An 18,745-nucleotide genomic window follows, 5' to 3' on the forward strand; every position below is an offset into this window, starting at 1 on the left:
GGGTGGCCGGCCCTGGGCTGCCATTCGCTGGGCGCCCAGGGCTCGTTCGCGACGTTCTCCTTCGCTACAGCGCGAGATCGAGATTGGCCCGCCCATCGGCGGGAGACGAGGCCAAAGCGTCCTCCCGGCGTGGAATGCGCCCGGCGAGGTAGGCATCGCGGCCGGCCTGGACTGCGCGCCGCATGGACCGCGCCATGCGGACCGGGTCGGCGGCACGGGTCACTGCGGTCGCGAGGAGTACCCCGTCGCAGCCCAGTTCCATCGCCAGTGCGGCGTCCGAGGCGGTGCCGATCCCGGCATCCAGGATGACCGGGACCGAGGAGTCCGCCACGATCGCGGCGATGTTGCGGGGATTGAGCACCCCAAGGCCGGTGCCGATGGGTGCGCCGAGCGGCATCACCGCCGCGCAGCCCACGTCGGCGAGCTTTCGAGCCGTGATGGGGTCGTCGTTCGTGTAGGGCAGAACGGTGAAACCGTCGTTCACCAGCGTTCGCGCGGCGGAGATCAGCTCAACCGGGTCCGGTAGCAGCGAAATGTCGTCCGCGACGACCTCCAGCTTCACCCAGTTGGTCTCGCAGGCCTCGCGACCGAGTTTCGCGGTGAGGACGGCCTCGCTGGCCGTGAAGCAGCCTGCGGTGTTCGGCAGTGCGCGGATCCTGTTCCTCTGCAATAGGTCCCAGATCGAGCCTTCCGTTCCGGTCTGGACCCGACGGAGCGCCACGGTTGTCAATTCCGTGCCGGACTCCAGGAGGGCGGTTTCCAGGCCGAGGAGACTCGGTGCACCCCCTGTACCCATGATCAGCCGCGACGCGAACTTCTCGCCCGCGATGACAAGTGGGTCGTCCACGTCAGCCTCCTTGGGTGGCGGTAAGAATCTCGACGTGGTCGCCGGTGCTGACCCGCGTGGTACGCCAGCTTCCCCTGGGGACCACGTCGTTGTTGACGGCGACCGCGATGCCCCGTGCGACCGATGAGCCGACGGGGTTGTCCAGCGCCCGGTCGACGACGTCGCTGACCGACGCCGGCCCGTCGAAAGCGATCTCCTCACCGTTGACTTTCACGGTCGTGGCCATTCGTGGTTCCTCCTCGTCATTTGCCGACATGGCGCCTTCCCTGACCTGGTTCACCCGGCCACCACCTCGGCGGCCGCCTCGCGGAAGCGGCTCGGCGCGGCCGAGGCGACGGAGTCCGGGAAGACGCCATCGCGGCAATAGGTGGCCACCGCTGCCGCCGTCAACGGAGCCAGCAGGATTCCGTTGCGGTAGTGGCCGGTGGCCGCGACAGCTCCAGAAGCACCGAACCGCCCGATCAGGGGCACGTTGTCCGGGGTGCCCGGCCGGGCACGAGCGGTGGTCTCCGTGACGGGCAGCTCATCGAGTCCAGGCACGAGGGCTCGGGCATCTCTCAACAGGGCGAAGATTCCACCGGCTGTCACCAGCCGATTGTCGGGTTGCTCCTCACTGGTCGCGCCCACGACGATCTCCCCGTCAGCGCGGGGAACCACATAGACCGGGCGAGACTGGACGAAGCCACGGACCACGTGATTAAGGTGGAACGACGGCTGGTACTCGCCATCCAGTCGGATGACCTGCCCCTTGACGGGGCGGATCGGCAACGTGGCGAGTGGATCGGAGAGTGCGATGTCGCGGCTGTGCCAGCCGGCAGCGAGCACGACCAGAGCTGCTTCATGCCGTGTGCCGGTATCGTCCTCGACGCCCACCACGGCGCCGCCCTGGTGGTCCACGAGCCTGGTGGCCCGGTGCCGCACGATCTCCACACCTCGAAGGCGCAAAGCTGTATGGAGGGCTCGAAGAACGGCACGCGGATTGACCTGGTGGTCCCCCGGAGCCCAAACCGCACCGGCGATCCGCGGGCCGAGTGACGGCTCGCGGCGCCGAGCCTCGGCCACGTCGATCGCGTGCGCGTCCAGGCCCCACGCCTGCTGTAGGTCCAGGAGGCGCCGCAGCTGCTGCCGGTCTCCCGCGTCGAAAGCCACCGTCAGCGTGCCCACCGGGTGATACCCGGTCGGCATGCCCGTCTCGGTTTCGAGCTCGGCGGCGAAATCCGCCCACATGGCGCTGGATGCCACGTTGAGCCGCATCACCTCGTGCTCGCCGAACGTGCTCTCCGTGACGGCGGCGAGCATTCCGGCCGCGGCGCGGGTAGAGCCGTCTCCAGGCGCCGGATCCAGGCAGCGAACCGTCCTTCCAGCTTGGGCAAGCCGCCAGGCGATCGACGCGCCGATGATCCCGCAACCCGCGATGACGACGTCCAGGCTGCCGCCATTGCTCATGACGCGTGCTCCCTCCGCTGGCATGACCCAGTTCAGGTACGACGGTCGGTCTCGTTGGACCCTCTCAGCCCGGTGCTTCGGGCTCCCGTGAACACCTCCACAGTACGACGCCGGGTGTGGAATGCCTCATGTGAGGCGGTTCATCCCACCTCAAGACGGGCCGGACGCGGCACATGGGACACTCGCGGAGTGATGACGATTCCCGCGGAGCCGCGCCACGACCGATTAGCGGCCGCCCGCCTCTACCTGTGTACCGATGCCCGCAGCGACCGTGGCGACCTGGAGTCGTTCCTGCACGCCGCGCTGAGCGGTGGAGTCGATATCGTCCAGCTCCGTGACAAGACGCTCGGCACGCGCGATGAGCTGGAACTGCAGCCGCTGGTGAGCAAGGTCGCAGCCGAGTACGGTGCGCTGGTGGCGGTGAACGACCGGGCGGATGTCGCCAGGCTGACTGGCGCCCCCGTCTTCCACACCGGCCAGGGAGACCTGCCGGTCCCGGCGTCACGTCAGCTGCTCGGTCCCGATGTGATCCTCGGGAGGTCGACGCATTCAGTCGACCAAGCGGTCGCCGCCGACCAGGATCGGCACGTCGACTACTTCTGTGTAGGCCCGGTCTGGCCGACGCCCACCAAGCAAGGCCGCCCGGCTATCGGCCTGGACACGGTACGCGCCGTGGCGGAGACCGAGCCGGCCACCCCGTGGTTCGCGATCGGCGGTATCGACCAGACGAACATCGACCAGGTGGTGGCCGCGGGTGCCCGCCGCGTGGTGGTCGTGCGGGCGATCACCGAGGCGGCCGAGCCCAGGGAGGCCGCCCAGCGACTCCGTGCTGCCCTGTCAGAGGGTCACTAGTCCAGCCAGCGATCCAGGTTCTCGGCGACGAACTGATCGTCCCGAAGGTGCGGGTAAGCAGTCCAGATCCGTTCGATCTCGTCGAGCTGCCCAGGACCGAGGACTTCGTTTTCGTCCAGGCACCACAGGCCGTCGAGCAACCCCTGCCTCCGGAGCACCTCGTGAATCCCGGGTATGCATCCATGGAAGTTGTTGCGGGCGTCGAAGATGGCGGCGTTGGCGTCGGTAAGCGCCACGTCCATGTCCATCGCTTGACGCAGCGCATTGTCGTCGCCCGCCTTGGCCTTCCTGGCGAGTTCGAGCAGTGTCACGGCGCTTCGTACCCAGACTGCCCATTGACCGAGGAGCCCGCCGGCGAACTCGGTGCCGGTGGGGTAGGTGGCCAGCAGGTCGCCGACGATGTGGTCGTCGTTGCCGGTGTAAAAGGTGACGTCGCCGTGACGGTCCGAGTCGGCGATGCCATGCACGACGTCGAGGGTGGCGTAGCGGTCGAACGGGGCAACCTTGACGCCGACGACGGACGGGATGTCCGCGAGCTGCCGCCAGAAGGGGCGGGGGAGAAGACGTCCGCCCACCGCGGGCTGAAGGTAGAAGCCGATCACGGGAAGTATTTCCCCGACGGCACGGGTCCGGTCGAGCAGTTCCTGATCGCTGAGTTCGGAGGCACCGTACGGGGCCAGCAAGATCAGGTCGTAGCCCAGGGAGGCAGCGAGCTCGGCCTCGGCGACGGCCTGTTCGGTAGGCCCGCACACGCCGGCGACGAGGACAGGTGTGTGGTCCGCATACTCGGCCGCAGTGGTCGAGGCGAGTTCGAGCACCGGCTTCAGAAGGCCCCGCCCGGGCTCGTGGATGGCGAACTGGGTGGTGTGCACGGCGACCGCCACACCTCCGGCACCGGCCTCCAGGTAGTAGCGGGTCAGTGCCCGCTGCCGACGCTCGTCCAGCCGGCGCGACGCGTCCAGCGCAAGCGGGTGAGCCGGGATCACTGTTCCAGAGTGAAAGATGTCCATGGGTTCCTGACGGTCATGGGCGGCGGCGGTCGAGGTTTCAGCCAGAGTCTTGGTCATCAGAACCGGCCGTCCCGGACTTCGAACTTGGTCGGCTTGCCCAGCAGCGGCTGATTGTCCAGAATCCAGCCGGCAGTGAGTTCGACGAGCTGGGCGAGCGGAAAGTCGGGATAGCCGAACAAACCGTGGCAGCGGCCGGCGTTGGACAGCAATGCCGTCGGCTCCTCCTGCCCCATGAAGGTGACATCGGTGCCGAAGATGCGGCCGAACTGCTCGGCTATCGCCCGTATCGACACGGTCTCGGGGCCGGTGAGGTTCAAGACGAATGGTGGGATGTCCGCATGCAGCAAGCTGCGCAGGACTACCTGATTGGCGTATCCCTGCCAGACCACGTTCGCATATCCGGTGGTCAAATCGACGGGCTGGCCGGAGCGCACCTTCTGCGCGATGTCGACCAGAACCCCGTAGCGCGGCTCGACGGCGTAATTGAGGCGGATCAGGGCGGTGGGCGTCTGCCGCTCATGCGCGGCGTGGGTGAAGATACGCTCCCGGCCGAGGCACGACATGGCGTATTCACCCACCGGACCTACCGGATGCGCTTCTGTCGGGCCTCCGCTCCCTGTGGGGGTCAGGGGGTAGACGTTGCCGGTGGAGAGGGCGACGATTCGGGACCCCGCGTAGCGCTGAGCGACGCGGCCGGGGAGGTAGGTGTTGGTGGCCCAGATCGAGGGCTCGTTGCCTGAACTGCCGAACTTCGCTCCGACGAGAAAGACGACGTTCGCGGCTTCTGGCAGGCTGGCGAGAACGTCGTCGTCGGCGATGTCCGCTGTCACCACCTGGGCGCCGGCAGCCTGAAGCGCTTCTGCCGACCCCGGCTGCGAGAACCGTGAGACGGCGATGACGTTGGCTCCGGTCCCGGCTTCGTGGACGGCACGAACGGCCAGGCGCACCAGGCTCGGGCCCATCTTGCCGGCAGCGCCGAGGACGACGATGTCACCGTCGAGCTTGCGCATGTCCTCGGTCAGCGCGGCCGGTGGCCGCGAGAGATGTTCCTCCAGCTCGTCGACGGTTCGCACGTCTCACCTTTCAGCAGCAACTCGGCATCGGGTCGGCCGAGGGAAGCCCGCTTTCATGCGGGTCTCCCGTGAGGGCCGCTTCCTAGTCTGATTTAAAGACAGCATTTAAGTCAAGATAAACACGCCCGTTAACTACCAAGGCCAAGTGACCTCGTCGGACAAGGCGATCATCCCGGCCGGACCGGCGAGCGTGGCAGTGGCGAGCGACGGCGGATATTTTCGGCACGCACCTATTGTGTCCATAGGTTGGCTGTAATAATGTCAGGCCTCATGCTTGGGCGTCATCCACGTGAAACTGCCGCATCGGCGGCGGGTTAACTTTCTGACCGGACGGCGACGGCGGTCAGACAATCAGGAGGGAAGGCCATGCGAACTCGGAAGGTCATGGTGACCGGTGCGGCGCTCAGCGCGGTCCTGCTGGCGAGCGCGTGCGGGGGCGACGACGGCGGCGATGCCAACACTGGCGCGTCCGAGCCGGGAGAGCTCGAAGGGTCGGTAACGATGTGGACCTACCCGGTGATGGCGGACGAGACGGAGCACCGGTCGTTCTGGGACGACACGATCGCCGCATTCGGTGAGGAGTACCCGGGTGTCGACGTCACGGTGGAGATCTTCCCGTGGGCCGACCGCGATCAGGCGTTGACCACCGCGATCGCCGGCAACAGCGCGCCGGACGTCGTGTACTTCATCCCGGACCAGCTGCCGGGGTACGCCCGCAACATCGAGCCCATCGACCCCTACCTGGACGACGACGCCAAGGCCGATTACCTGCCGAACGCGGTGGAGGCCGTAACGATCGACGGCCAGATGGTAAGCGCACCCATACTCGCCAGTGCGGTGACGCTCACCTGCAACAAGGAGGTATTCGACGCCGTAGGCGAGACCGAGTATCCGCAGACCTGGGACGACCTGCGAGAAATGGCGCCCGCCTTCAAGGATGCCGGATACTACATGATCGCCTACAGCGGCGACGTGAGCCAGACGCTGAACTTGACCTTCTATCCGTTGCTCTGGCAGGCGGGCGGCGACGTCTTCAACGAAGACGGCACAGACGTCACCTTCAACAGCGACGCGGGTGTCGAGGCATTGACTCTCCTGCAGGAGATGGTCGAGGGCGAGTACGTCGCGGAGGACATGCTCACCGCCATGCCGCCCACCGAGCAGACCCAGCTCGCGCAGGGCAACGTCGCGTGCGCCTGGCACACTGAAGGCAAGAACCTGGTGGAGTTCTGGGGCGAGGAGAACACAGTCATCCTCCCGCCGCTGACGAATGTCGAGCAGGTGGCCTACGGAACTGTCGGCTCTCTGGCGATGCTGTCGTCGGCGGACGACAAGGACGCGGCCGGAGCATGGATTGCGTTCGTCACTGACGCAGAGCAGGTAGCGACGTATAACGAGGCCTCCGGCTTCCTCCCGGTCAAGGAGTCCATCGGCTCCCTCTACGACGGTGACCCCATCTTGGGCGAGGCGGAGAAGTACACCGATCTGACCACGGTCGGTCCGCTGCACGAGGACGCTCGGGAGATCATGGGCGTCCTGGCTCCGGAGATCCAGGCCGTGCTGATCGGCCAGAAGGAACCGCGGCAGGCGCTCGATGACGCCGCACAGGCCGCGCAGTCCGTACTTCGATAAGGCAGGAGCACGCGGGTGTCCGTTGGCACATTGGTGAGCACGCGCCGGCGGCCGAGCTGGCGGGAAGCACGGATAGCGCTCCTGTTCGTGCTTCCCTGCCTGGTCCTGTTCGTCCTGTTTCGATTTGGGCCGACGTTGGCCGGCGGAGTCCTGGCGTTCACCGACTACACGATCGGCGCGGATACCAGCTTCGTCGGCCTGGAGAACCTGCGTCGGCTCAGCGAGGATCCACTGTTCTGGCGTGCACTTCGTACCACGCTGACCATCGCCGTGCTTGCTGTGCCGTTGTCCATTGGGATCTCCCTCGGGATGGCCCTTCTCGTGCGGCGGGCTTTCCGCGGACATCGGCTGTTCCGCTCGATCTTCTTCCTGCCGGTGATCACCAGCCTCGTCCTGGCCGGCATCGTCTTCTCCTGGATCTTCTCCTCGGGCGGACCGTGGTCGTCGATCATGGGCTGGCTCGGACTGCCGGATCAGGCCTGGCTGTCGGATACCACACTGGTGATCCCCGCTATCGTCATCGTCGCCGTCTGGGGGCGGTTCGGCTTCGGCATGCTCATCCTGCTGGCCCGGCTTCAGGACGTGCCGCGCGAGCTTGAAGAGGCAGCGCTGGCCGACGGCGCGAACGCGTGGCAGCGGTTTCGGTACATCGTCCTTCCGGAGCTCTACCCGGCACTGTTCTTCCTCGTCGTCATCGAGACAACGTTCACGTTCCAGATCTTCGACACGGTCTACGTGATGACGAGCGGGGGCCCGGCCAACTCCAGCTATGTGTTGGTCTTCCAGCTCTACGACCAGGCGTTCCGCTACTTCGACTTCGGTTACGCCAGCGCCATCGGGCTCGCGTTGTTCGTGATGACGTTCATCGTCGCCATGATCCAGCGCATGACGATCGGGAGGGAACGGTGACCCGCATCGCCGACACCACGACGTCCGCGCCGGCCGAGAATTCGAACGGGGCCAGACCGCGGCGGAACACACGGCCTTACCGGGCGTTGGAGCCGGGACGCCCGGCTCGCATCGGGCGCGGCGTTTTGCTCTTCCTCGCGGCCATCGTGACCCTGTTCCCGTTCTATGCGATGGTCGTCCTGGCCCTGAAGCCCGTAGGGCCGATCATCCTGCCGGACAGCCTGGTTCCCTGGGGGCTGTCTCTCGAGGCCTTCGAGCGGGTGATGGGTGCGCGAACTCTGTTGCGCTGGACGTTCAACACGCTGATCTATTCGGTCGTCTCCGTGGTGGGCGTGCTGTTCTTCTCCTCGCTCGCGGGTTATGCGTTCGCCAAGAAGCGCTTCCCGGGCAAGGAAGTCATGTTCTGGTCGTTCATCGCGATGCTGATGGTGCCGTACCACATCACCATCGTCCCCGTGTTCATCCTCATCTCGAACGCGGGTGGGGTGAACACGCATTGGGGCATGATCCTGCCGACCTTGGCGAACGCCCAGGCAGTCTTCCTGATGCGTCAGTTCATCAAGTCACTCCCCGATGAGTTGTTCGAGGCAGCCACGGTGGACGGTTGTTCGGAGTGGCGAATGTACGTGTCGATCGTGGTCCCGTTGATCAAGCCGATCCTGGCAACCCTCGGCGTCTTCGTCTTCCTCTGGCACTGGAACGACTTCCTCTGGCCCTTGATCGTCGGCCAGAGCAATGACATGCGTACCCTCACCACCGGCCTGGCATCGATGAATGCGGAGAACGTGCCGCTCAATGTCGTTCTTGCCGGTTCCGTGGTGGCGTTCGTCCCGATCTTCATGGCCTACCTGGTCGGTCAGCGGTACTTCAAGGAGGGCGTCACCATGTCCGGGATCAAGGGCTGAGGACCATCTGACGCATCGCACGTACGGGGGAGAACGAGCACGTCCAGACCTGACAACCCCATGAGTCGAGGAGGACACGTGACATCGAATCTCTCCAGGCGAGCAGTCCTGGCCGGCGCGCTGACGACGGCGTCGGCAGCCGCTTTGGCCGGTCCCGCGGCAGCATCGCGGATAGCCGATGCGGCGGCTGACCCCGTGGCGCTCGGCCAGCCGCTACAGGACGTCAATCTGATCGGCGCGGCGGTGACCACGACCCCCGACGGCGTGCCCATGGTCTACGGCGTGGTGATCGGCGACCCGGCCACCCTGGTCGCTCTGGATGCGCGCAGCCAGGAGGTGGTGTGGGCCCGGGCGTTACCCGCCTCCGGCGGCTCGTACTCGGTTCAGGTGAGCACCAGCGGAGACGTCTATGTCTCGGCCTACAGCGCCGGTCATCTCTACCGGGTGGCTTGGGGAAGCGACACCGTGGAGGACCTCGGTGCCCCGTTACCCGGGCAGACCTTCCTCTGGGACATCACCTTCGGGCCGGACGGGCGGCTGTACGGCGTGACCTACCCGGGCGCGATGCTCTACGCCTACGATCCCGCAACCGGGGCCGTGCAGGACTATGGCCAGCTCGTCGCCGACACCCCGCAAGCGCGCACCATCACCACCCACGACGGCAAGCTCTACGTGGGCACCATGGCGCCGGCTCACTTCCTCGAGATTGACCCGGCGAGCGGCGCCGTCCGCGAGATCGCGTTGCCGGCCGAGGCCGACCCCGAGAACCCGCAGATGTCGATCTTCGACATCGACGTTGCCGGCGGACAGTTCTACGTGCGCATCGGCACCGACATCAAGTACTCGCCGCTTTACCCGTACGACCTCGCGTCGAACACGTGGCATCAGCCGATCACACAGGTCGCGGGGTTGAGTCTGCCCGACCCCGGCCCGGACGGCGAGATCTATGTCATGCGGGAGAACACTCTCACGGCGTATCAGCCCGCCACCGGCGAGCTGGCGCCCACGTCACTGGAGTACCCCGGCCGGGTGTACAACTACCGGGGCGCAGGGTGGGTGGATCTGGCCGACCCAGCCTGGCCGGGGCTTACGCTGACCGGATTCTTCTGGCGCGGTGAGTCGTGGAGGTACAACCCGTCCACCGGCGAGTCGCAGGTGGTGCAGGCCGACGTCCCAGGTGAGCCGATCGAGATCCTTTCGCTCGAGCCGGCGTCGGACGGCGGGGTATGGGCCGGCGGGTACCTGGGCGGCTTCGCGCACGTCGACGTCACCGACGGTACGGCCGGATTTCGCCGGTGGTCACAGACCGAGGCGATACTCGATGACGGCGACGACGTGTGGCTGGGGGCATACCCGGACGCGCGGGGCTACCGCTACGACCCGGACCTGCCGTTCAACGATCCGGACTACAAGCCCGGCCCACCCGGTACACAGATCAATCCGGTCAAACTCTGGGACCTCAAGGGTCAGCAGGACAGGGTCTTCGCGCTGGCCCGTTCCGGATCCTTCACTGTCGCCGCGACCGGGCCCAAGGTCTCGTCGTTCGGCGGAACGCTGACGATCTTCGACGGCCGGACCGGTGAGGTTGAGATCCTCGACGATCTCGCTCCTGACCAGGCATTCACGTCACTCGCTGTCCAGCGTGGCGTCGTCTACGCCGGCAGTTGGGTCAACGGCGGCACCGGCGCGTCCAACCCGCCGGCCGCCGCCGGCAGCGTCGTGGCATACGACCTGAGAACGGGCAGTGTCCGATGGGAGACGTCACCGATCGAGGGCGCTCAGAGCTACATCGGCACCACGTTCGACGCCCGTGGACGACTATGGACGCTGGCCGGGACCACCCTGGTTCGTCTCGAGCCGAGGACCGGCCGGCCGCTGCGCAAAGTCACCCTTCCCGGATCTGTCGACATCAGCGGTATGACGTTCCCGTCGCTGGCCGGCGGTGTGCGTCCGGTGCCCGGCGAAGACGCTCTCTACGTCAAGGTGGCCGGCCGGCTTTACCACGTGAGTACGGCTCACCTGCAGGTGAAAGACCTCGGTGCGTTCCCGTACCGACTGTTCGCGGCGTTGGACGACGGTCAGCTCGCTATGGCGGCCGGTGCCACGCTGTACCGCTGGAATCCGCGGCGGTGAACCGCGCGCGGACCGGCACGTGCACCGGGCGCGTGCACCGGTCCGCCAGCAAGGCAGCTAGTCCCCGTTCCCCAGTGAAGGAGAGCAGCACATGACTGGAAGCACAGACCGGCGTACCTTCATCAAGCTCAGCGGTGCGGGTGTGGCCGCGCTAGCCGTCGGTTCTCTCCCGGCCCATGCCTGGGCGAGCCCGGATTCCGATTCGGTGGCGGAGCCGGGCGTCGACCCGGTAACCGACCTCGGGGAACCCGTGCACAAGACGCAAGCGCTGAGTTCGGTCATCGGCCACGGTCCCGACGGTGAGCCACTCGCGTTCTTCTTCGTGGAGGGAAACCCCACCACCAATGGTGAGTTCGCCGTCGTCGACATCCGCTCCCAGCGCACTATCCTTGACGTGCGGATTCCACTGGGCAGGTCGAGCCAGCGGACGATGGGCCTGTGCCCGGTCACGGGCCACGTGTACTTCGGCACCGCCGACCGGGGAGAGCTTTACCGGTACCGGCCAGGTGCGGACGACGTAGATCACCTCGGCGAGGTTCTCAGCGGCCAGCGGATCTGGGAGGTCGCTGTCGGCGACGACGGCACGGTCTGGGGCGGCACCTACCCCGGTGGTCTGCTCTTCTCGTACAACCCGGACTCCGGCGAGGTGACGAATCACGGTCAGGCGTTGCCCGGCGAGCAGTACATCGGAGCAATCGAGCAGGTCGACGGAGATCTCTATGTGGGAACGCAGCCGAACGGCCGGCTCGCCAGATACAGCCTGTCCTCGGGTGGCTTCACCGAGGTGGAGTTCCCGGACGGTCCGGTAAGCGCGAACGTCTCCAAGATCAACCGGCGCGGGGACCTTCTCTTCGTGACTACGGGATCGTGGACCTACGTTCGTGACCTTGGAACCGATACCTGGAAGGACCAGATCCCGAGCATCAGCGGGTACGGGGTGTCGCCTCTGGACCCGGAAACCGGGCGCCTGGTCTACATGCGATCCAGCGCCACGATCAAGAGCTACGACGTCGAGACCGGTGCGCTCGAGTCGATCGGCTGGAGCCCGAACGCCACGCCCGAGGACTGGGCCTGGATCGACCTCGACGACTCGTCCGCGCCCGGCCCAGCTCTGGCGATGACGTACTGGAACAACGGCCGGATCTATGCACGCAACATCCAGGCCGGATCGGGCTACTACCACCAGCCGACGCTCATGGGAGCGGGAGCGCAGCTCGTGGCCATCGGCGCCGGCCCGGAGGGAAGCATCTACACCGGTGCCTACCTGAGCCCGCCCGGCATGGGCCGCTGGGACCCCGATACCGAGCAGTTCACCCTGCTGGACGGCACCAGCCAGATCGAGGGGTACGGGACATTCAAGGGCGATCTCGTGTTCGGCCGGTATCCCCAGGGCCGGCTCTATCGTTACGACCCGAGCCAGCCCTGGCGCATGGGAACCAATCCAGGCGCCGCGGTTGACCTGGAGCCCTATGAACAGAACCGCTGCCAGTCCTTCGTGGAGATGGAGGACCGGGTGGCGGTGGCATCGGTGCCGACCACCGGCCGCCACAACGGTGCCATCACGCTGTGGGACCCGGACACCAACCACGTCGACGTCTTCCGCGGAGTGGTGGAGAACCAGACTCCGGTGTCGCTGGTTCTCCATGACGGGCTGCTGTACGGAGGCACGTCCATCAACGGTGGATACGGCATCGATCCCGTGACCGAGGAAGCGAAGCTGTTCGCCTGGGACCCGGTCACGCACGAGACCCTCTTCGAAATGGTTCCCGTGCCGGGGGCGCCCACCGTCTCCGGGCTCGTGGTCGACGACGGCGGGCGGATCTGGGCCCTCGCGGGTGGGACGCTGATCGAGTTCGACCCGGACGATCGGACCGTGGTCAGGCGCGTGGAACTGTTCGCCCAGCGTGACGGCAGCCGGTACGGCAACGAACACGTACTCCTCATCGACCACGGGCGGATGTTCGGCGTCACGCTGAACAAGCTGTTCGTGTTCGACCCGGTCACCGAAGACGTGACCGTCCTGTACGACGGCAGCACGGCCGGAGAGGGCGACGCGGCAGACGCCCGGCACCTGGCCATGGATCGGTACGGCGACCTCTTCTTCATAGGACAGAGCACACGGCTGTTCCGGTACGGTCTGCCTGACGACACCACCCCACCCGTTGTCCGGGCCGAGGTCCGTCCAGGCGATGGGCTTCCGGCCCGGCGACGCGTCGTCAAGCTCTCGGCATCTGACGACGAGACCGGAGTCGCCGCGATCCAGTACCGGATCGATGACGGACCGTGGGAGACGTATCGACGGGCAATCGTCGTCGACGGGAGCGGTGGTCACGTCCTGAAGTACCGTGCGGTGGATCACGCATGGAACGCCTCGGCGGTCCAGGTGGTGGAGTTCGCCAACCGCTAGGCGGTCGTCGTTCGTTGGTCGGTCGTGGCGGGAGGAATCCGTCCTCGCCAGCGCTTCGGGCTCGTTCCTCACCCTCAGCGAGCCCCGAAGCCATCCCTGGCCGGATTCCTCCCGCCACGGCCCGGCTCCCTGTCCTCGCCAGCGCTTCGGGCTGGTTTGCCGCGGCGGATCAGCGTTGTATTTTCTCGACGAGGAGCTGATACGGGCGGGGCGGCCGGCCCACCTTGCTGGAGCGAGCCGGAGGCATCGGCCAGGCCAGGCCCTCGTCCACCAGGGAGTTGAGCATCCGGCGAGCGGTCCGCAGCGTGACGCCCAGCAGCTCGGCGACTCGCTCGGCGTCGACGATCCGTTCGGTGTCGCTCTCGTCCTCGAGCTTCGCCGCGAGGCGGCCGAGGATGTCGACAGCCTTGGTGTCCTTCGGTGGCGCGGATGACGGCTTCGGCGCACCCGTGCGCGCCGCCGGCAGCTGGAGAATCGTCTCACCGGGGCCCACGAGATAAGCGGTGTCGGCACCGGCGGCGGATGCCTTGTCCACCGCGGCCTGCGCGTTGAGTTCGGCCTCCCTGGTGGAGCGGCCCAAGCCGATCCCCACCTCGAGCTGAAGCCCCAGCTCCGCCGCTATCCGGCCGACGAATGGGGCGACCGTCAGCTCGTCGGTGGCCATGTTGAGCGATCCCATGGTGGTGACGATCAGGTAGCTGTGCTCGTCACGGACGAGCACAGCGGCATCCATCGGCCGGGCGTCGCGCAGCAGCTCCCGATGGAGCGAGAGCTTCAGTTCCTGATACCAGTAGTTGCTCGGACTGGCGTGGGCCGGGAATGCCCCGCTCGGTACACGAACGATCATGGTGACGATTCTGGATTCCTCCAGCCTGGCGCCACTGCCGATGAGTACCGCGGTTTGCAGCGCGTGCCGGATGGTCACCCCGGCCGCCGTCATCTTCAGCGACGGTACTCCAGCGCCGACGAGGGCCTGCGCCACGGTGGGAACCGTCGTCACAGCTCCGGTCGTCTCGCCCCGCTCGTAGAGGGCACGGTGGAAGTCCAGGAACTTGCCGGCCGACTCGGGTTGCACGTACTGCTGAACGTGCACCTGTCCAGGGTCGAGCCCGATCTCCCGGTACGCCGTCTGGACGTCGTCGACGGACATCGAGTCCACGCTGATCCGGAGGGGATCGAAGATGCCCTCGAGCGCCCCCCGGAGAAGGGTTCCGTAGAAGGCCGAACCGCCCACCGGCACGTATGTAGCCGGCACGGGGAGATCCCCCTGACGCGTCGCGAGGTCGTAGGGCAGAGGCCCGGCGAAGAGGCACACGTCGACGCGGGAGGCGATCTTGATCGCTTGTGCGTGGGCGTCCTGCTCGTCGTCGTAGACGGCGGGAATGAGCCGCCAGGACGGATTGCCCGCGGCACGTGCCACGGACATGACGCGGTGGACGAGTTCGTCCGCGCCGATGACACCGATGGTGATTTCTTCGCGCGTGCCGCTGCCTGGCTGATGCATGATCCGCTCCTGGTCGATTCTTCACGCCCTTGCCATGCCGACGCCCGCACGCCGGGAGGCGTCGACCGCCGCGACGACGACTTTGACGCGACCATTCGACACGCACCTATTGTGCCCTTCCGGTTGGCCGATGTGCAGCGGCCGGGCGGTATGTCCCCGCGGAAAGACCGTGTATTCATGCTGGGCGCAGCCCCAGCATCTCACCTGTCCCGTGCTGCGGCGCGGCGTGACTTCGCCAGAACCGCGTCGCTGAGGGCTAGTTCGCCCGCGTCATGCGCGCTCAGCAGTGCCGCCGCCTGCTCGCGCGTCGGTCCGGTGAAGACGTCGCGCACGCTGACGCCGTGCGCCGGCCGGTGCGTCACCGCGATCTCGTCACCCATGCCGATCGTGCCCGGCTGGACCACTCGAAAGTAGGCGCCGGTGGCCGCCTTCGCGGAGAACCGCCGCACCCATCGATGTTCCTCCATGCGGCGTGCGAACGTAGCGCACGGCGTACGTGGGGACGTGACCTCCAGCACCAGACCATCGGCACCGACGCTCCATTGTTCGCCGAGTACGGCGTCGCTTGTCTCCAGGCCGGACGTCCGCAGGTTCTCACCGAACAGGCCGGGCGTGATCTCCCGGCCGAGCTCGTTGGCCCACCACGCCGCGTCCTCGTCAGCGTAGGCGTAGACGGCCTGGTCGATGCCGCCGTGGTGGGCCCGATCCGCCTGGAGGTCCGCGTAGATCCCGAACCGTCGCACGGTCGCCCGCCCAGTGACCGGACGCTTGTCAATGGCGGTGGTGCCGACGGGGCCGGGGTCGGGTAGAAGAGCGAAGACACGGCACACGGCAGTGATCTCGGGCATGCGGGCTATTGTGCCCGAATGCCCTGCATTCGTTGACTTAGGGCAACCTGACCGATGACGGGCGGCGCCGGACTGCGACCATGCGGGTATGCGGCTCGATCACGTCTCTTACGCAGCAGGCCCTGACGGACTCGACGCGACCGCGCAGCGGCTGGCGGACGCGCTGGGGGTTCCGTTCCTCGACGGCGGCCTGCACCCGCGGTTCGGAACACGTAACCGGCTGCTGCCCCTCGTCGGGGGGCACTATCTCGAGGTGGTCTCCGTGCTGGACCATCCCGCGGCCGACCACGTTCCCTTCGGGCAGGCTGTCAAGGCCAGGTCGGAGATGGGCGGTGGCTGGCTGGGGTGGGTCGTGGCGGTCGACGACCTCGGCGCCATTGAGGAGCGCCTGCAGCGTCCGGCCGTTCAGGGCAACCGCAAACGCCCAGACGGCTTCGAGCTCCGGTGGAAGCAGATCGGGGTCAAGGGCCTGATCAACGACCCCCAGCTGCCGTTCTTCGTGCAGTGGGAGTCCGATCCCGCTGAGCACCCGTCTGCTGGTGGCGCGGACGTCCAGCTCGTCGGACTGGAGATCGCGGGTGATCCGCACCGGGTCAGTGAGTGGCTCGGCGAGCCGGAGGCGCACCCGCTCGAGGACGTCAACGTGGTCTGGGGCAACCCGAACGGGCAGCCCGGCCTGCAGTCTGTCAGCTTCACCACCGCGAACGGCCTCGTCACCATCTGACCTCCACTAAATGATCATGTAAACCAGGCTTTCTCGTGCTTCACCATGCCTGTAGCCCTGGTGAAGCACGAGAAAGCCTGGTGATGTGGCTCGGTGGCGCGGAGCTGGGGTTATCCACAGGCTGCATTTGCCGTACCTCGGCGCCCACAGACTTCTCATGGAGGTGCCCGACACGTACGTGGGCTGGTCAGGATCGCCTCATGGATGTGAAGTTGCAGGCGCTCGCCGCCACCCAGGACCACGTCATCCTCCGCCCGCAGTTGCTCGCGGCCGGTTACACCGACGACGAGATCGCCCGGCTGAGACGCCATTCCCAGCTGACCGCCGTCCGTCGCGGTGCCTACGTGGAGACCCGCATCTGGAACGGTATGGATCCGGCCGGGAGACATCGCGCCACAGCACGAGCGGTGGTGATGCAACTGAAGGTTCCGGCGGTGCCGAGTCATATCACCGCGGCGGTCATACTGGGCCTCCCCATCTGGGGTGTGGATCTTTCCGTTGTCCATGTGACCCGCACGGACCTGCATTCGCCGCGACTGGAGGCGGGCGTGATGCACCATGCTGCGGGCTTGTGGGATGGCGACGTGTGTTCGGTAAGTGGTGTCGTCGTTACCAGTCCGCTTCGTACCGCGCTCGACGTCGCTCGATCCGTTCCATTCGAGCAGGGTGTGGTGGTGGCCGACGGTGCGCTCAGGCGTGTGGGCAACGATCGGAAGGGGCTTCTCGAGAAGTGGGACGTGATGCGGACCTGGCCCGGTGCTCGTGGCGCGGGTCGGGTCGTGGCATTCGCGGACGGGGGTGCCGAATCCGTCGGGGAGTCACGCGCTCGGGTGCAGTTCGACCGGATCGGTCTGCCGGCACCGCGCCTTCAGCCGGTGATCACCGGCCCGAACGGCGAGATCTTCCGGGCCGACTTCCTCTTTGAGGAAGAGGTAACGATCGGGGAGTTCGACGGCCGATCGAAGTACCTCGGAAATCTCGGCCCGGACGACGATCCCGCGGACGTGCTCTGGCGCGAAAAGCAGCGCGAGGACATTCTGCGCAATCTCGGGTTTGGGGTGGCTCGGCTCGTCTGGGCGGACCTGTCACGAGACGCCGAGGTGCTTGCGCGTTTCTCGGCGGCGTTTCGCCAGGCCGGACGACGTCGCGCGGCCCGAGCGCTTCACTAGGCGTTCTCGTGCTTCACCATGCCTGCAGCCATGGTGGATTCAAGTGGTGAGTGCAACACCGGGTGGATTGAATGGTTCTGAGAGTAGCTTGTTGAGTGCTTCGGCTGGGGTTTTCCAGTTCAGGGTTTTGCGGGGTCGGTTGTTCAGTTCGGTGGCGACGAAGTCGAGGTAGCCGGGGCCGTGCAGGGACAGGTCGGTGCCCTTGGGGAAGTATTGGCGCAGTAGGCCGTTGGTGTTTTCGTTGGTGCCGCGTTGCCAGGGCGAGTGCGGGTCGCAGAAGTAGATGTCCATGTCGGTCGCTATTTTGATCTTGGCGTGTTCGGCCATTTCCAGGCCTTGGTCCCAGGTGAGGGTCTGCGCAGGATCGCTGGCAGCTGGCCCATTTTGGCGATCATGGCCTCAGCGACGGCGTTCGCGCCGTGGTCGGTGGGCAGATGCAGCAGCATGGTGAACCGGGTGCTGCGCTCGACCAGGGTGCCGATCGCGGATGCGTTGCTCTTACCGACGATCAGATCGCCTTCCCAGTGGCCTGGCACCGCACGGTCGGCGACCTCGGCCGGCCGCTCACTGATATTGATCATGCCGGGGATGCGGGTGCGTCGCTGACCCGGCTGGCGGCGTGGTTTACGCAGCGCCCGCCCGGTCCGTAGATGCTTGACCAGCTCGCGTTTGAGCGCACCGCGGCCTTGGACATACAGCGCTTGATAGATCGTCTCGTGCGACACCCGCATCTCCGGATCGTCGGGAAACTCCTCACGCAGCCGGGCCGCGATCTGCTCCGGGCTGTGGTTGTGCTCTAACCGAGTCTGCACCTGCGAGCGCAACGACGCATGCACCGCCAGCTTCGCCGGCTTCGGCCGCCGCGCCCGCGCGTCGGCGTCGGCCTGGGCCACAGAAGCGCGATACGACGTTTGACGCCCAGACGGCGGAACCACCCGACGACGTAACTCCCGGCTGATCGTTGACGGCGACCGGCCCACATGCCTGGCGATCTGGCGCACCCCCGCGCCAGCCGCGCGCATGCACGCGATCTCCTCACGCTCGGCCAGACTCAACCGCCACCCCGAGGGTTGCTGAACAATCGATGGCACCACCCCACCAGCCTCGGCGAACCACCGAGCGCCGGTGAACTCCGACACGGCCACCGCCCCCGACGCAGCAGAAATCGTGCTCCCACCGCGAATCAACCGCCAAAACTCACGCCGCACCTGCACCGGAATCCGCGGACGCCCCATCCTGCAACACCTCCGAAACACAGGGTGTTGCGTTCACCACATGAACCCGAG

Annotated in this window: 15 protein-coding genes, 1 pseudogene and 1 riboswitch; of the genes and pseudogenes, 8 read left to right on the forward strand and 8 right to left on the reverse strand. The window is 66.6% G+C overall.

Annotation, left to right across the window (positions count from 1 at the left end):
- Window positions 1–64 precede the first annotated feature (64 nt).
- The 3 genes from G1H11_RS10055 to thiO all read right to left on the reverse strand — a co-directional run bounded on the left by G1H11_RS10055 (window position 65) and on the right by thiO (window position 2,293).
- Window positions 65–847: a thiazole synthase gene (locus G1H11_RS10055; protein WP_163818406.1), complete on the reverse strand. Its 783-nt coding sequence runs from the start codon at window positions 845–847 to the stop codon at window positions 65–67.
- 1 nt (window position 848) lies between these two features.
- Window positions 849–1,073: a sulfur carrier protein ThiS gene (gene thiS, locus G1H11_RS10060; protein WP_163818407.1), complete on the reverse strand. Its 225-nt coding sequence runs from the start codon at window positions 1,071–1,073 to the stop codon at window positions 849–851.
- 50 nt (window positions 1,074–1,123) lie between these two features.
- A complete protein-coding gene (thiO, locus tag G1H11_RS10065; RefSeq protein ID WP_163818408.1) occupies window positions 1,124–2,293 on the reverse strand; it encodes a glycine oxidase ThiO in 1,170 nt (389 codons plus the stop codon).
- Window positions 2,286–2,392: riboswitch (TPP riboswitch) on the reverse strand. It overlaps the preceding gene by 8 nt.
- Window positions 2,393–2,485: 93 nt before the next feature.
- On the opposite strand from thiO, the gene thiE reads away from it, so the two are divergent.
- The gene (gene thiE, locus G1H11_RS10070; protein ID WP_163818409.1) at window positions 2,486–3,145 is read left to right on the forward strand and encodes a thiamine phosphate synthase; all 660 of its coding nucleotides are present in this window, start codon (window positions 2,486–2,488) and stop codon (window positions 3,143–3,145) included.
- Here the strand turns inward: thiE and G1H11_RS10075 are convergent.
- Both G1H11_RS10075 and G1H11_RS10080 read right to left on the reverse strand, forming a co-directional pair.
- Window positions 3,142–4,212 (reverse strand): dihydrodipicolinate synthase family protein, encoded by a 1,071-nt coding sequence (locus tag G1H11_RS10075; RefSeq protein WP_163818410.1) that lies wholly within the window; start codon window positions 4,210–4,212, stop codon window positions 3,142–3,144. The genes thiE and G1H11_RS10075 overlap by 4 nt on opposite strands.
- A complete protein-coding gene (locus G1H11_RS10080) occupies window positions 4,212–5,228 on the reverse strand; it encodes an NAD-dependent epimerase/dehydratase family protein (RefSeq protein ID WP_216843623.1) in 1,017 nt (338 codons plus the stop codon). The genes G1H11_RS10075 and G1H11_RS10080 overlap by 1 nt, the downstream gene beginning before the upstream one ends.
- A gap of 366 nt (window positions 5,229–5,594) precedes the next feature.
- Between G1H11_RS10080 and G1H11_RS10085 the strand changes: the two genes are divergently transcribed.
- The 5 genes from G1H11_RS10085 (at window position 5,595) to G1H11_RS10105 (ending at window position 13,214) form a co-directional block, all read left to right on the forward strand.
- On the forward strand, window positions 5,595–6,860 hold the full coding sequence (locus tag G1H11_RS10085; protein WP_163818411.1) for an ABC transporter substrate-binding protein: 1,266 nt from the start codon (window positions 5,595–5,597) through the stop codon (window positions 6,858–6,860).
- A gap of 15 nt (window positions 6,861–6,875) precedes the next feature.
- Entirely contained in the window at window positions 6,876–7,769 is an 894-nt protein-coding gene (locus G1H11_RS10090; RefSeq protein ID WP_163818412.1) for an ABC transporter permease subunit, read from the forward strand.
- Complete coding sequence (locus tag G1H11_RS25715; protein WP_163818413.1) at window positions 7,766–8,674, forward strand: carbohydrate ABC transporter permease; 909 nt, start codon at window positions 7,766–7,768, stop codon at window positions 8,672–8,674. The genes G1H11_RS10090 and G1H11_RS25715 overlap by 4 nt, the downstream gene beginning before the upstream one ends.
- A gap of 78 nt (window positions 8,675–8,752) precedes the next feature.
- The gene (locus tag G1H11_RS27005) at window positions 8,753–10,807 is read left to right on the forward strand and encodes a DUF6923 family protein (RefSeq protein ID WP_163818414.1); all 2,055 of its coding nucleotides are present in this window, start codon (window positions 8,753–8,755) and stop codon (window positions 10,805–10,807) included.
- A gap of 91 nt (window positions 10,808–10,898) precedes the next feature.
- A complete protein-coding gene (locus tag G1H11_RS10105; protein WP_163818415.1) occupies window positions 10,899–13,214 on the forward strand; it encodes an OmpL47-type beta-barrel domain-containing protein in 2,316 nt (771 codons plus the stop codon).
- Window positions 13,215–13,383: 169 nt separating this feature from the next.
- Here G1H11_RS10105 and G1H11_RS10110 read toward each other — a convergent pair whose 3' ends face one another.
- Together G1H11_RS10110 and G1H11_RS10115 are read right to left on the reverse strand one after the other, a co-directional pair.
- On the reverse strand, window positions 13,384–14,718 hold the full coding sequence (locus G1H11_RS10110) for a transcriptional regulator (protein ID WP_163818416.1): 1,335 nt from the start codon (window positions 14,716–14,718) through the stop codon (window positions 13,384–13,386).
- Between the two features lie 200 nt (window positions 14,719–14,918).
- The gene (locus tag G1H11_RS10115; RefSeq protein WP_163818417.1) at window positions 14,919–15,566 is read right to left on the reverse strand and encodes an MOSC domain-containing protein; all 648 of its coding nucleotides are present in this window, start codon (window positions 15,564–15,566) and stop codon (window positions 14,919–14,921) included.
- Window positions 15,567–15,654: 88 nt separating this feature from the next.
- Between G1H11_RS10115 and G1H11_RS10120 the strand changes: the two genes are divergently transcribed.
- A complete protein-coding gene (locus G1H11_RS10120) occupies window positions 15,655–16,290 on the forward strand; it encodes a VOC family protein (protein WP_163818418.1) in 636 nt (211 codons plus the stop codon).
- A 200-nt stretch (window positions 16,291–16,490) separates the two neighbouring features.
- Window positions 16,491–17,459, forward strand: a complete 969-nt coding sequence (locus G1H11_RS10125; RefSeq protein WP_163818419.1) for a type IV toxin-antitoxin system AbiEi family antitoxin domain-containing protein — start codon at window positions 16,491–16,493, stop codon at window positions 17,457–17,459.
- A gap of 39 nt (window positions 17,460–17,498) precedes the next feature.
- Here the strand turns inward: G1H11_RS10125 and G1H11_RS10130 are convergent.
- Window positions 17,499–18,694 (reverse strand): annotated as a pseudogene (locus tag G1H11_RS10130) (IS30 family transposase).
- Between the last annotated feature and the right edge of the window lie 51 nt (window positions 18,695–18,745).

The organism is Phytoactinopolyspora alkaliphila (assembly GCF_010550695.1).
In the GTDB taxonomy this organism is placed as follows: Bacteria; Actinomycetota; Actinomycetes; order Jiangellales; family Jiangellaceae; genus Phytoactinopolyspora; species Phytoactinopolyspora alkaliphila.

Bases quoted from the DNA above. Each gene is read 5' to 3' on its own strand.
- G1H11_RS10125 (WP_163818419.1), top strand. From the start codon at position 16,491: ATGGATGTGAAGTTGCAGGCGCTCGCCGCCACCCAGGACCACGTCATC.
- thiE (WP_163818409.1), top strand. From the start codon at position 2,486: ATGACGATTCCCGCGGAGCCGCGCCACGACCGATTAGCGGCCGCCCGC.
- thiS (WP_163818407.1), bottom strand. From the start codon at position 1,073: ATGGCCACGACCGTGAAAGTCAACGGTGAGGAGATCGCTTTCGACGGG.
- G1H11_RS10120 (WP_163818418.1), top strand. From the start codon at position 15,655: ATGCGGCTCGATCACGTCTCTTACGCAGCAGGCCCTGACGGACTCGAC.
- G1H11_RS10105 (WP_163818415.1), top strand. From the start codon at position 10,899: ATGACTGGAAGCACAGACCGGCGTACCTTCATCAAGCTCAGCGGTGCG.
- G1H11_RS10115 (WP_163818417.1), bottom strand. From the start codon at position 15,566: ATGCCCGAGATCACTGCCGTGTGCCGTGTCTTCGCTCTTCTACCCGAC.
- G1H11_RS10075 (WP_163818410.1), bottom strand. From the start codon at position 4,212: ATGACCAAGACTCTGGCTGAAACCTCGACCGCCGCCGCCCATGACCGT.
- G1H11_RS10110 (WP_163818416.1), bottom strand. From the start codon at position 14,718: ATGCATCAGCCAGGCAGCGGCACGCGCGAAGAAATCACCATCGGTGTC.
- thiO (WP_163818408.1), bottom strand. From the start codon at position 2,293: ATGAGCAATGGCGGCAGCCTGGACGTCGTCATCGCGGGTTGCGGGATC.
- G1H11_RS10085 (WP_163818411.1), top strand. From the start codon at position 5,595: ATGCGAACTCGGAAGGTCATGGTGACCGGTGCGGCGCTCAGCGCGGTC.